Annotated in this window: 10 protein-coding genes and 1 other annotated feature; all 10 genes read left to right on the top strand. The window is 52.9% G+C overall.

Going from position 1 to position 13,609, the window contains the following annotated elements; genetic code table 11:
- The first annotated feature begins 132 nt into the window (after positions 1 to 132).
- The 10 genes from RW092_RS05990 (at position 133) to mreD (ending at position 13,549) form a co-directional block, all read left to right on the top strand.
- Positions 133 to 1,596: a LysM peptidoglycan-binding domain-containing protein gene (locus RW092_RS05990; RefSeq protein ID WP_316009769.1), complete on the top strand. Its 1,464-nt coding sequence runs from the start codon at positions 133 to 135 to the stop codon at positions 1,594 to 1,596.
- Between the two features lie 85 nt (positions 1,597 to 1,681).
- Positions 1,682 to 1,944: a binding site (T-box leader), on the top strand.
- Positions 1,945 to 2,094: 150 nt separating this feature from the next.
- The gene (locus tag RW092_RS05985) at positions 2,095 to 4,770 is read left to right on the top strand and encodes a valine--tRNA ligase (protein WP_316009768.1); all 2,676 of its coding nucleotides are present in this window, start codon (positions 2,095 to 2,097) and stop codon (positions 4,768 to 4,770) included.
- Between the two features lie 234 nt (positions 4,771 to 5,004).
- Positions 5,005 to 6,393, top strand: coding sequence for a bifunctional folylpolyglutamate synthase/dihydrofolate synthase (locus tag RW092_RS05980; protein WP_316009767.1), 1,389 nt, complete (start codon positions 5,005 to 5,007; stop codon positions 6,391 to 6,393).
- Between the two features lie 59 nt (positions 6,394 to 6,452).
- On the top strand, positions 6,453 to 7,775 hold the full coding sequence (murC, locus tag RW092_RS05975) for a UDP-N-acetylmuramate--L-alanine ligase (protein ID WP_316009777.1): 1,323 nt from the start codon (positions 6,453 to 6,455) through the stop codon (positions 7,773 to 7,775).
- Positions 7,776 to 7,947: 172 nt separating this feature from the next.
- Positions 7,948 to 9,168, top strand: coding sequence for an SPOR domain-containing protein (locus RW092_RS05970; protein ID WP_232228346.1), 1,221 nt, complete (start codon positions 7,948 to 7,950; stop codon positions 9,166 to 9,168).
- 219 nt (positions 9,169 to 9,387) lie between these two features.
- Positions 9,388 to 9,993, top strand: a complete 606-nt coding sequence (locus tag RW092_RS05965) for a Maf family protein (protein WP_316009766.1) — start codon at positions 9,388 to 9,390, stop codon at positions 9,991 to 9,993.
- Between the two features lie 131 nt (positions 9,994 to 10,124).
- Positions 10,125 to 10,820, top strand: a complete 696-nt coding sequence (radC, locus tag RW092_RS05960; protein ID WP_316009765.1) for a RadC family protein — start codon at positions 10,125 to 10,127, stop codon at positions 10,818 to 10,820.
- A 193-nt stretch (positions 10,821 to 11,013) separates the two neighbouring features.
- Entirely contained in the window at positions 11,014 to 12,048 is a 1,035-nt protein-coding gene (locus RW092_RS05955) for a rod shape-determining protein (protein WP_016311119.1), read from the top strand.
- A gap of 95 nt (positions 12,049 to 12,143) precedes the next feature.
- Positions 12,144 to 13,022 carry a rod shape-determining protein MreC gene (gene mreC / locus RW092_RS05950; RefSeq protein WP_028539267.1) on the top strand — a complete coding sequence of 293 codons (879 nt, stop codon included), beginning with the start codon at positions 12,144 to 12,146 and terminating at the stop codon, positions 13,020 to 13,022.
- Positions 13,019 to 13,549: a rod shape-determining protein MreD gene (gene mreD / locus RW092_RS05945; RefSeq protein ID WP_016311121.1), complete on the top strand. Its 531-nt coding sequence runs from the start codon at positions 13,019 to 13,021 to the stop codon at positions 13,547 to 13,549. The genes mreC and mreD overlap by 4 nt, the downstream gene beginning before the upstream one ends.
- Positions 13,550 to 13,609: the final 60 nt, after the last annotated feature.

Raw genomic sequence — 13,609 nt, 5'->3', positions numbered from 1 at the left:
GTCTGTACCCTCCAATCGGCAAAAAGCTGGCATGCACTCTCTTTTGTAGCATATAGATTAAACGAGGATGATTTGGATCAAGATTCATCGATTTCTAAATCAGGTTTGGATATGCTGAAAGGAGGTAACGAGTTGGCTGATCAATCCTATGGTCTCAGGTTTGATATTTATGAGCGGATACATCTTTCTGAAGATGTGATCGGCATTGAAGAGCTGGAGGAGATCGAGCTCTATCCGAAAATCCAGGTGATTCCCGGGGAGGAGTATGCCGCGCTGCGCGGCCATTTGCTGTTGTCGGGGGTGTATCGGGGAGAAGGAGAAACGCAGAAGCTGGAACATTATATTCCAGTCGAAATTACGATACCGCTAAGCCGGGTGAACCGGTTGGAGGATATCACGGTTGAAATTGAAAACTTCGATGTTGACCTGCTTAGCTCGCGCAGCTTGAATATTACAGGGGTCTTGTCGCTTCAAGGGGTGGAGACTACCCCCCTCGTGTCCGAGCAAGATGCATGGAAAGATCGCGAGTTTACGACTGCCCATGTTGTACCGGATCTGCGAGAGGATGAACCGGAAGCCGAATCGAATTTCAGCGCGGAGGAATCGGAGGATTACACTTCGGCGGTGACCGAGCCTGAATCGATCCCGGCAGCGCCATTGCTGACGGAAGAAGTGCGCCAAGAGTCGGAGCCGACGTTCTCGTGGAATTCGTTAATCCGCGATACGACAGACGAAGAATCTCAGCCGGAGCCGGAACTCGAGCTGCAGCAAGAGGAGCAGGACGAAGAACCACAGCCCATTCCGCAATTTGCCTCATGGCAGGCGTTCCCGGATGAAGTCCTTACCGCGCAAAAACGAAGTGCGGACGAGCCGCAGGAACCCGCCGCCTGGAGAGAGGATGTCCCTGCATTCCAGGAAGCTAGTCCTTGGGCGGACAAGGAATCTGAATCGGATTTTGACGCTGCTGCAGAGGTTTTTGCTGACCAGACAGAGGAGTTGGATGCAGGCGCAACATTTGAGGAGGAGATTCGCCCGTTCGCGGAATCCGCGCCAATTGAACATGCGAGTGAAGCTGTAGAGGCGGAATATGCTGAACCGGAACGGGCTTCGGATGGGGTTGGCGAAGAAGTCGCCGCCGTGTCAAACGATACGGCGAACGAACCTGTTTTGGAGGCGAATGCGGAGGTTGAAGCGGACCAAGTTGTACCTGCCCAACCAGAAGAGAAGAAGGAAATGAAGATTGCGTTGGGGGCCAAAAAAGGGGATGACGAGGGAGATCGAGACAACTTTGGCTTAACGAAGTTGATTTCCTCTTCGGCCCGGCCTGCTCAGGAACCGCAGGAGGAAGCTTCGGATCAGGCGAGCCTGGACGACAGCAGAGACCAAGGTGAGGGTGAGGAGCTGCGGTGGAAGAACCTGTTCATCAGCAATGAGGATCAAAATCCCTTCCGCAAAGTGCGCCTCGTGATCGTGCAGCGTGAAGAGACGCTGGATGATATCGCCCAACGCTACCACCTGAGTACGCGGGAGTTGCAGCTGTACAACCGTCTGTCCGAGCATCAGGTGAATGAAGGGCAAGTTTTGTACATTCCGTGAGGACCTTCCCGTGAAATCAGGCAGATTGTTGACTCCCGTTCCTTTCCAAGTTATGATAATATAGATTAAAGTAATAAGATCTATGGCAAAGACTTGGAACGGGAAGAGTAGGCAGCGTACCCTTCAGAGAGCGGAATCCACGGCTGAGAGATTCTGCAGGACATGTAGCTCGCCGAAGTCGCCCGGGAGTTGTCCGTTTGAGCAGCATCTGATATGAGGTTAGAACGGACCGGCCGCAGCCGTTATCTGCATGAGTGTCGCATTTCTTGCACCGGATGCTGAAGGAGCCGGATGCCATTGATGCGAAACAAAGGTGGTACCGCGAAAGTAAAGCCTTTCGTCCTTTGAGACGAAGGGCTTTTTGTTTTTTTCTTAGGCATCATGAAGCAGGCGCGAAAGCCCGTCCGAAGTCTTATGCACACGGGTGGAGCCGATAACGCCAGTCGACTATCTTGGGATAGCTAAGGCTATGCTTATTTGTAACGGAGGTTGAATAGGATGACAGAAAATCAAGGTCAACAAACTTCGTCGGTAGAAATGCCAACGACGTACGATCCGAAAGCAGCGGAGCAGAAATGGCACCGTTATTGGTTGGAGAACGGCTTCTTTAAAGCCGGACAACGGCCGGATGCCAAGCCCTACACGATTGTGATTCCGCCGCCTAACGTAACCGGGATGCTGCATATCGGTCATGCGCTCGATTTGACGCTGCAGGATATTTTGACCCGGACTAAGCGGATGCAAGGCTATGATGCGTTGTGGCTGCCTGGGATGGACCATGCGGGGATTGCAACTCAAACAAGAGTGGAGCAGCGGCTTAGAGAGCAAGGCGTATCCCGATACGACCTGGGCCGTGAGAAGTTCCTCGAACAAGTCTGGGCCTGGAAGGACCAATATGCGGAAACGATTCATGAACAGTGGGCCAAAATGGGTGCTTCGCTCGATTATTCGCGCGAGCGGTTTACCTTGGACGAGGGCTTGTCTCAAGCGGTTCGCGAAGTGTTCGTGAAGCTCTATGAGAAAGGCTTGATTTATCGCGGCAAGTATATCATCAACTGGGATCCGGCGGCGCGTACGGCGCTTTCCGATATCGAGGTAGAATATAAAGAAGTGAACGGGCATCTGTACCATCTGCAGTATCCACTGAGTGATGGCAGCGGATATATTACCGTGGCGACAACTCGCCCAGAGACGATGCTTGGCGATACAGCAGTTGCCGTTCATCCTGAGGATGAACGTTATCGTCATTTGGTTGGCAAGACGCTTCGCCTGCCGATCGTTGACCGTGAAATCCCGATTATTGCCGATGAATACGTTGAGAAAGAGTTTGGCAGCGGCGCGGTAAAAATCACCCCGGCACATGACCCGAATGACTTCGAGGTTGGTTTGCGCCATAACCTGCCGCAAATTAACGTGATGGACGAGACCGGCAAGATGAACGCGGAAGCCGGCAAGTATCAAGGACTCGACCGCTTCGAATGCCGCAAGCAGATCGTGAAGGATTTGCAAGAGATGGGCGTGCTGATCAAAATTGAAGACCACGTGCATCAAGTTGGTCATAGTGAACGGACTGGCGTTGTGGTTGAGCCGTATTTGTCGACGCAATGGTTCGTGAAGATGAAGCCGCTCGCAGAAAAAGCAATTGAAGCGCAAAAATCGGGGAACGGCGTGAACTTCGTACCGGATCGGTTCGAGAAAATCTATTTGAACTGGATCGAGAACGTCCGCGATTGGTGTGTTTCCCGTCAGTTGTGGTGGGGTCATCGTATTCCGGCTTGGTATTGCGACGAGACCGGTGAAATGGTTGTTGCCCGCAGTGAGGAAGAAGCACGGGCCAAGCTGGGACGCGACGATATCCGACAAGACGAGGATGTGCTGGATACGTGGTTTAGCTCTGCACTTTGGCCATTCTCTACACTGGGCTGGCCGAATGAGGACAGCGCGGACCTCAAGCGCTATTTCCCAACGTCTGTTCTTTCCACTGGTTACGATATCATTTACTTCTGGGTTGCCCGGATGATCTTCACTTCGTTGGAATTCACCGGTCAAGTTCCGTTCAAGGATGTCCTGATCCACGGCCTCGTCCGCGACAGTGAAGGGCGCAAAATGTCCAAATCGCTGGGGAACGGCGTCGATCCAATTGAAGTTATTGAGAAGTACGGCGCTGATGCCATGCGTTACATGCTGTCCACCAGCAACACGCCGGGTCAAGACCTGCGGTTCCGTTGGGAACGCGTTGAGCAAGCCCGCAACTTCGCCAACAAGATTTGGAATGCTTCGCGCTTTGCTTTGATGAACCTGGAGGGCGTGAAGTACGAGGATATCGATATCAGCGGTGAGCTGTCGACGGCGGATCGCTGGATTTTGCACCGGATGAACGAAACAGCCAAGGAAATTACGCGCTTGATCGATTCTTACGAATTCGGGGAAACGGGTCGATTGCTGTACAACTTTATCTGGGACGATCTGTGCGACTGGTATATCGAGTTCGCCAAGCTATCCCTGTACGGGGAAGATGCCGCGGCGAAGAAGAAAACCCAGTCTGTGCTGGCCTATGTACTCGATCGCACGCTGCGCATGATTCATCCGTTTATGCCGTTTATTTCCGAGGAAATATGGCAGCATTTGCCGCATTCTGGCGAAACGATTATGCTGGCGGCATGGCCGGAATACGACCCAGCGCTGGAAGCGTCAGACGCCGTTCAGGAAATGAACCTTCTGATTGATGTCATTCGCGCGGTGCGGAATATCCGTGCCGAAGTGAATGTGCCGATGAGCAAAAAGGTCGAGCTCGTCATCAAGCCAGGCAGCGCGGAAGTGCTGGAAGTGTTGTCCCGCAACGAGCATTACGTTCGCCGGTTCTGCAACACTTCGGAGTACGAGGCTTCGCTGAACGCAAATGTGCCGGATAAAGCGATGACCGCCGTTGTAACGGGGGCCGAGCTGTTCCTGCCGCTATCGGGTCTCATTGATATCGCGCAGGAAATTGAGCGTTTGACAAAGGAACTTGACCACTTGAACAAAGAAGTGGAACGTGTCGAGAAGAAGCTGGCTAATGAAGGCTTCGTGTCCAAAGCACCGGCTAAAGTGATCGAGGAAGAACGGGCGAAGATGGCCGATTATTCTGAGAAACGCGACAAGGTGCTGGCTCGAATTGCGGAACTGAAAGGTTAATTGAACTACTTCGTGATCCGAAGATGACTTTTTGAACTACTGTTCAATAAAGGTTGAAAAAGTTAGGTTTGGAGCACCGAGAAGGTTGGATGAAGCTAGGGACTGAGTAGCGGAGCGTAGACAGATCTACGTGAGCAACGGAAGTCCCGGCTGAATCCAAGATTCGACGCCGACTCTGCTTCATTGAACTACATCGTGATCCGAAGATGACTTTTTGAACTACACTAATATTAAATGAAGGTGACTGACATGGGGGATCGTACAGAGGAAGAAGCACGGCCGCTCAAGAGCTACGCTGAAGCGGTTGATTGGATCAACGGGCTGTTGCCGTTTGGCATCCGTCCCGGCTTGGAACGGATCGAGCTCATGATGGAAAAGTTAGGCCATCCCGAACGGAGGCTGAAATTTATCCATGTGGCGGGGACGAACGGTAAAGGCTCCTCCTGCGCTTTCCTGACCCGGACACTCCGGGAATGCGGTTATCAAGTGGGGACTTTTACGTCCCCTTATATCACTAAGTTCACAAATCGTTTCCAATATAATGAGGAAGATATCCCTGAGACGGTGCTGCTCGATCTGGCGAACCGGATTGCTCCATTGGTGGCTGAAATTTCCGAGACTGAACTCGGATCCCCAACCATGTTCGAGGTGAGCACAGCGATCGCGATTTTATATTTTGCGGAAGTGTGTTATCCCGATGTGGTAGTATGGGAGACCGGGCTTGGGGGAAGGATGGATGTGACCAATATTGTGACGCCGATCGTCTCTTTGATTACGAACATCGGCATGGATCACATGGACGTCCTTGGCGATACCATCGAGCAAATCGCCCGTGAGAAGGCTGGCATTATCAAGGCGGGAGTGCCCGTAGTCAGCTGTGCCGAACAACCGGAGGCCGTTGCCGTACTGAAGGAAACGGCGGCAGCCAAACATGCTACCCTGTATCTGATGGGGGAACAGTTCCGGTACGAGCGGGTGGCCGTGGATGCCAAGGAGCAGCAGTTGCATTTTCAAGGTCCATTCCGGGAGATGGATTTTACAATTCGCATGCTTGGGGAGCATCAATGCAAGAACGCCGCCGGCGTCATGATGGTGCTGGAAGTGTTGCGGCAGTATATGGCTTTTATCCTCGAGGATGAACAGGTGCAGGACGGTTTCCGTACCGCTTTCTGGGCTGGACGGCTGGAAGTGGTGCGGGAGGAACCTCGCCTTGTATTGGACGGAGCACATAATCCGGAGGGGGCTGCTTCGCTGGCGAAAAGCCTGCCTGAAGCGTTCCAATACCGTAAGCTGCATTTGATGATGGGGATGCTGGCCAACAAGCATCATCAGGGCTACTTGAAGCATATATTACCAATAGTGGATACGCTAATTCTGACCGAGCCCGATTTTCGCCGGAAAATGGACGCCGATGCGTTGTATGAACTCGTGGCCGAACTACAGGGGACAGAAGCGAAAGCGGATTTGGAAATCATCGTGGAACGTGACTGGAGAAAAGCCCTTTCGCTTTTGGAGTCACGGACGGAACGGGAGGATCTTGGGGTAGTCACCGGCACGTTGTATCTGATCTCGGACGTGCGGGCGGCCCTTTTGCATCAAACCGATTCTGAAAAAGGCTGGTGACCATTTTGTTAAATACGACCGAACAACACGTACATTTTATCGGTATCGGCGGATATGGCATGAGCGCCATTGCCCGCGTGATGCTGGAAATGGGGTATACCGTCACGGGATCGGACGTTGCCTCCCAAGAGTTGACGGAGAAGCTCGCCGCGAAGGGAGCGAAAATCTATATCGGCCATACCGCCGAACACGTGCATGGGGCGGATTTGGTCGTTTACTCTACCGCGCTGCCGCAGGATAATGTGGAGCGTTTGGAAGCGCAAGAGCAAGGCATACCGGTGCTGCATCGCTCTCAGATGCTGGCCCGCCTTTTGAATGAGCGTAACGGTGTTGCTGTTGCCGGAGCTCATGGCAAAACGACAACCTCGTCGATGATCGCGCTGGCGATGGAGCTTTGCGGTACCGATCCTACCTACATTATCGGCGGGGAAATTGTGGACATGGGCACAAATGCCAAAGCCGGACAAGGAAAATGCGTGGTTGCGGAAGCTGACGAAAGCGACGGCTCCTTCCTGCAGTATTATCCATCACTTGGCGTCGTGACCAACATCGAGGCCGACCATTTGGAAAACTACGGCGGTGACTTCAATCGCTTGAAGGAAGCCTACGTGCAGTTTCTGAATCAGATCAAACCGGACGGCAAGGCGGTCGTATGCGGAGACGACCCAAACGTACGTGAATTGCTTCCTCGGGTACAAAGTCCGACGATTACGTACGGCATCGAAACCAACTGCGACTATACGGCCCGGGAGATCGAGCTTGGAGATCGCTGTGTTACCTTTAAAATGTATCAAGATGACCGGGAGCTCGGAACAGTGGAATTGTCTGTGCCTGGTCGGCATAATGTTTACAATGCGATGGCTACCGTGATCGTATGCATGGAGGCCGGCATTCCGTTTGATGAAGTTGTCAAAGCGTTGCGCCACTTCCATGGCGCGAAACGCCGTTTCCAGGTGCTTGGAGAGAAGAACGGAATTCTGATTATCGACGATTATGCACACCATCCAACGGAAATCCAAGCGACGATCGCAGCGGCCAAGGCAACCGGCAAGCGAATTATCGCCGTCTTCCAACCGCAGCGGTATACGCGGACCTTTTTCTTGTTGGATGCGTTTAGCCGGGCGTTTGGAGATGCGGATGAGGTGATCATCACCGACATTTATTCACCGGCCGGAGAGAAAGCGATCGAAGGTGTAAGCTCCTCCAAGCTGGTTGAATTGATTAAGCAGAACAGCAATGCCGGCGCCCGTTACTTGCCAACGAAGCAGGACGTGATTGCCGATTTACAGCACCGGCTGAAGCCTGGAGATCTCGTGCTGACGATGGGAGCAGGCGACATTTACAAAGTGGGTTACGAGCTGGCCAAAGGGTTGTCTAACTAAATCCCCAGCTTGACACTTAATATGAACGGTCTTTACCGGGATGAGGTTCCCGGTAAAGACCGTTTTTTCGTTCCTGACCAAATAGAAGCTTCACCCTTGTACAGGCTTGGCATAACCGTTGGATCGCTCTCATATGGATAGGGTAGAAGAATGGACAAGGAGCGTGCGGACCGTGAACAAAGCCAAAATGACATTCCGGTTTGACAGGGATGGCCGGGAAATCCGGCCAGAACGGGAGATTGCGGAGGAGCCAATGCGGAGGACGACACCCCAATATCGCGCGGTAGAAACGGTGGAGGAATGGGGAGATCCCTTCACAGACCATACCGGGATGGGGCTCACTGTTTTCCCGGGCGGTCAAGACCAGAGACGACGCCAAGATCCGACGGTAACCGATCGGGATGATTGGGCAATGGAGAAGGCGGATATGTCTGTTTACTCTACTGCATCTGCGGCTGATAAGGCGTGGGAAGAGATTTACGGCAATGATCCTTGGCAAACAGAGTGGCAGGAAGATGCCCCTCCTATCTATACCCGTCCACACCGAACCTCCTGGTGGAAGGTGGCCGGCTCTTTGACCGGAGCGATTGTTACGGGCGCACTGTTTGGGTATGTCGTGCTATCTTTATTTAATCAGGAGGTCGAGCTCCCTCTTCCGGGAATCAATACGAACACGACGCAGCAGGAGGAAAAGGGAGACACCGCAAGCCAGCCGGCCATGGGGGAGATTGAAGGAGAGGACCCCGCCAAAGAGGACAACGCTCCGCTCATTAGTGTCGCATTGCCGGAACAGACCTACTACTTTTTGCAATATGGCGTGTTTAGCACAGCCCAGGGTGTACAGCTGGCACAAGAAGAGCTGCAGGCGTCCGGCATTGCAGCGGCGCGGGATACGGTCGACGAGAAGCGGGTATATGCCGGGGTTTCCACGGATCGTGAGCAGTCGAAACTGCTGACCGGCCAACTCAAGGCGGCAGGCGTGGAGCTGATTTTGCACGAGATTTCGTTACCAGCAGTGGCCAATGTTCCTTTTGCCGGCGAACGTGAAGCTTTGGAAGGGTTTATGGCGCAAAGTGCAGAGCTGGTTGATCTGCTTAGCACTTCATCCGCTGCGCTATTAACCGAAGCGGACCCGCAACCGCAGCAGCATCCGGAATTGGAACAATTGGGTGCCAAGCACCAAGCTTGGACAGAAAGGGCTTCGGCGATCCGCGGCAAATGGTCCGCGGAGGGAGCCGCCCTAGCCGGGGAAATGGAGAAAGCGATCAACGGGGCGGTCGAGGCCATGAGCGAATATCAGAAAAACAGGGCGAAAACGCTGCTCTGGGAAGTGCAAAATGAGATGATGCGCTTCATTATGGCCGAGCAATCCCTCGTTCACGCCGGAGCATAAATATGCAGTAGAAAAATAGGACCAAGGACAGGGGCTGGAAATAGTTTCCCCTGTCCTTTTTGTGTTTGCGCCTGGGGCCATAATAATCTTATAATAGGTTAGTGTCAAAAAATGGCGGGGATGACAGCAAACCGCTGTCGATTCTTATCTATTTTTTACCAACTTATGCATGTAACCATTCAGGACATCAATTCGTTTTCTACAAAGGAGAGTTCCATAATGGATACCGCAAATTTGCGCCGGATTATTCTTGCTTCCACTTCACCTCGCAGGCGTGAATTAGTCGCGTCTCTAGCGATTCCTTTCGAAGTGGTTCCGAGCCATGCCGAGGAATCCTTCGAAGCATCGTTATCGCCGGAGCAAATCGTGATGGAGCTTGCCGGGCGCAAAGCGGAAGCCGTTTACCGGGAGCTTGATTCTTCGGCAGACCGTAATGCAGTGATCGTTGGAAGCGATACGATCGTGGTCCGAGACCGCGAAGTATTGGGTAAACCGAAGGACACCCAAGAGGCAGCGGATATGCTGCGAAGCCTGCAGGGACGCGCGCATGTGGTGTATACCGGCGTAGCCTGCATAGACGCCTTAACGGGGCGACGCCACGTGGATTACCGAGCGACGACCGTAAGGATGAAGGCTTTAACCGAAGCGGAAATTCAAGCCTATGCTCGTAGCGGGGAAGGATTGGACAAGGCTGGAGCGTATGCGATTCAAGGCCTTGGCGCTACGATCGTTACTGGAATTGAAGGATGTTATTTTAATGTTGTGGGCTTGCCGGTTTCGCTGCTTGTGGACATGTTGAAGGATTTCGACATTCAGGTACTGTAAGCAGGGGACTGAGCTTGCCGCGTTTGGCAGGTCATCGGGAAGTGATAAAGCATATCCTTCCGAAACCAAGGACGGGCGGACTCGGAATAACCGGGAGCGGCCTGATACTATTTCGGAAGCGAGGGATAGCGATGGAGCAAGCACAAACTCCCTATATGCTGCGTGATCTTCCTTCTGAGGAGCGGCCAAGGGAACGAATGATCAAATACGGAGCGGGGGCGCTCAGCCATGCGGAATTGCTGGCGATCCTGCTCCGCACAGGAACACGCCAGGAATCGGCAGTTCATATGGCCCAGCGATTGCTCGCCGAATTAGGCGGGCTGCGCGGGCTGGTTGATGTCAGCCTGGAAGAGATGACGAGCCTGAAAGGCATCGGACCTGCGAAAGCGGTCCAGCTGAAGGCAGGGATTGAGTTGGGGCAGCGACTGGCCAAATCGCGGCTGCCGGATCAAGCAGTCATCCGCAGTCCGCACGATGCGGCCGAGCTATTAATGGAGCAAATGCGCTATTTGCAGAAAGAGCATTTTGTATGTCTTTTTTTGAATACAAAAAATCATGTTATTGCTCAAGAGACGCTTTCGATCGGAAGCTTGAACGCATCGATTGTGCATCCGCGTGAGGTGTTTCGGGCTGCGATCAAATGCAGCAGCGCTTCTGTCGTTTGTGCCCACAATCATCCCAGCGGGGATCCTACTCCAAGCCCGGAGGATATCCGGATGACGCGGAGGCTTTGTGAGGCGGGGGAAATTATCGGCATCGATGTGCTCGATCACATCGTCATCGGGGACGGCAAGTTCGTCAGTTTGAAAGAGCGGGGCTTAATGTGATATCAGAAGGTTGGATGAAGCTAGGGACTGAGTAGCGGAGCGTACATAGAGGTACGTGAGCAACGGAAGTCCCGGCTGAATTCAAGATTCGCCGTCGAGCTTGCATCGAAGATAAAACACCGTGATCGGAAGATGACTTTTTGAACAACCTCTAATATAATAGGTTAGATACAGAAGGAAAGGAAGAAGCAGCATGTTGGGTGGCTTTACAAAAGACTTGGGTATTGATTTAGGGACGGCAAATACGTTGGTATATACGAGAGGCAAGGGCATTATCGTCCGCGAGCCTTCGGTGGTAGCGATCCATACCGACACGAAAAACATCGTGGCCGTCGGAGAATCGGCCAAGAAGATGATCGGCAGAACCCCCGGCAACATTCGGGCGATCCGTCCGATGAAGGATGGCGTGATCGCGGATTTCGATACAACGGCAACGATGATTAAATATTTTATTGGTCAAGCGCAGAAGAAGCGTTCGTTGTTCCAGCGCCACCCGAACGTCATGGTTTGCGTACCGTCGGGCATCACAGCCGTTGAGCAGCGGGCAGTTGAGGACGCGACGAAGCAAGCCGGCGCACGCGAGGCTTATACGATTGAGGAGCCGTTCGCCGCGGCGATTGGTGCGGATTTGCCGGTTTGGGAACCAACCGGCAGCATGGTCGTGGATATCGGCGGCGGGACGACGGAAGTTGCGGTGATCTCGTTGGGCGGGATCGTCACGAGCAAATCCGTCCGCGTAGCAGGTGATGAGATGGATGAGGCTATCATTCAATACATCAAGCGCCAATATAATTTAATGATCGGGGAGCGAACGGCCGAGCAGCTGAAGATGGATATCGGCTCCGCACTTGCCTTGGAGAAGGTCGAAACGATGGAGATTCGCGGTCGCGATCTTGTGACAGGACTGCCGAAGACGATCACGATCACTTCCGATGAGATCTCCGAAGCGCTGAGCGATACAGTTGGTGCGATCGTAGACGCGGTGAAGGTCACCTTGGAGAAATGTCCGCCGGAACTCGCGGCAGACATTATGGACCGGGGGATCGTGCTGACTGGCGGCGGCGCGTTGCTGCGTAATCTGGATAAACTGCTGGCCAGCGAAACCGGCATGCCGGTGATTGTGGCGGAGAATCCACTCGACTGTGTAGCGATCGGTACGGGCCGGGCTTTGGATAATATCCATTTATTCAAATCAAAAAGTAGTTCAGCCCTTCGTTCCAAGCGATAATTCGCACGGAAGAAGGCACCCCTGATATCAAAGCGGCGCCGTCCTGAATTGGACGGCCAATGCCGTTTTTCCAAGAAATCATGTATGGTTGGAGGGTGCGAAAACTGTTTAAGCTGCTTGGCAACAAAAGATTATTTATTTTGTTGATGGGACTTATTTTGTTTATTGCGGTGATGGGGTTTACGCTGGGGCCAAGAACCAACTTGTCCTGGCCGGAGAAATTCGTCAAGGACACGGTTGGCTTCGTGCAATACGTGTTTTACAAGCCCGCTAGCTATGTAGCGGGCTTCTTTGAAGATATTTCGAACCTGCGTGCGCTGCAGGAGGAGAACGAGCAGCTCAAGATTGCTTTAGCTCACTATACACGTGACAAAGCGACGTATAACTGGATCGCTCAAGAAAACGAACGATTGCAGAATAAGCTCGATTTCACGGAAGCGCAAAAAAGGCTCTATGATTACACCTGGAAAATTGCCCAGGTCATCAGTGTGAATGACGATCCCGTCAATCGCACGATCGTGGTTAATTTAGGGGCTCGGGAAGGCGTGAAAGAGGGGATGGCCGTGACCTCCGAGAAAGGGTTGGTTGGCGTGATCAGTCATGTCAGCAACTTTACGTCCACGGTCCGACTTGCCACTTCAATGGATGCCAAGGACCCGAATTCCAACGGCATTGCCGTGACGGCGCAAGGGAAGGAGAACGACGTCTTTGGCATGATCGAAACGTTCGATCGCGAGCAGGGAATGTTCCTCATGACACGCATTGAAGATGCGACTCCGCTAAAGACAGGAGATACGATCGTCTCCTCCGGGATTGGCGGCGTATTTCCGCGCGGCATGGTGATTGGCACGGTGAAGGACATTCAGGTTGGCGAATATGGGCTGACGTATACGGCTACAGTGGAACCGGCTGCGAACTTTACTGACTGGAAGGAACTGTTTATCGTGTTCGAACCGGAAGGTGAAGGCGAGTGAACAAGCGCAAATTGATTTTGTTCCTGCTGCTGTTCCTCTTGTTTATTCTGGAGGGAACTTTAGTTCCTTGGCTAATCCCTGCGGCATGGCAGACGCGGATTGCCCCGCATCTGGTTTTCGTCGTTATTCTTTATTTCTCGGTTTATGAGAATCGGCATTCCGGGTTAATCCTTGGCCTGGTGTTTGGGATGTTGCACGATATCGTTTTTTACGGAGCATTGATCGGAGCCTACTCCTTCGCGATGGGGTTGTCCGGGTATCTGCTGGGGCTCTTGTCCCGCAACCAGCGGGCACCGTTGCCGCTGATGATGATCGTGGTGCTGCTGGGCGGCCTGTTGCTGGATTCGATTCTGTTCGGGACATACACGCTGTTTGAACTGATTCACCAGCCGTATACATGGGCGTTGAAAAATCACATTATCCCAAACGTACTCGTGCAGTTTGGATTTGCTTTGGCGATCTACGTACCGCTGCGACGGCAGCTCGAAATCATTACCCGCAGACGCTCTCCCGAGGAGAACGCTTGACTTCCCGCTTATTTTGCTTGCCGTAAGCAGGAACTTTTCTGCTTCGGCGCGAATTGATTA

Origin of the sequence: Paenibacillus sp. 3LSP (assembly GCF_032465655.1) — a bacterium.
Taxonomy (GTDB): Bacteria; Bacillota; Bacilli; order Paenibacillales; family Paenibacillaceae; genus Fontibacillus; species Fontibacillus barengoltzii.
This window is presented reverse-complemented; position numbering and strand designations above follow the sequence as displayed.

Bases quoted from the DNA above. Each gene is read 5' to 3' on its own strand.
- RW092_RS05985 (WP_316009768.1), top strand. From the start codon at position 2,095: ATGACAGAAAATCAAGGTCAACAAACTTCGTCGGTAGAAATGCCAACG.
- RW092_RS05980 (WP_316009767.1), top strand. From the start codon at position 5,005: ATGAAGGTGACTGACATGGGGGATCGTACAGAGGAAGAAGCACGGCCG.
- murC (WP_316009777.1), top strand. From the start codon at position 6,453: ATGAGCGCCATTGCCCGCGTGATGCTGGAAATGGGGTATACCGTCACG.
- RW092_RS05965 (WP_316009766.1), top strand. From the start codon at position 9,388: ATGGATACCGCAAATTTGCGCCGGATTATTCTTGCTTCCACTTCACCT.
- radC (WP_316009765.1), top strand. From the start codon at position 10,125: ATGGAGCAAGCACAAACTCCCTATATGCTGCGTGATCTTCCTTCTGAG.
- RW092_RS05955 (WP_016311119.1), top strand. From the start codon at position 11,014: ATGTTGGGTGGCTTTACAAAAGACTTGGGTATTGATTTAGGGACGGCA.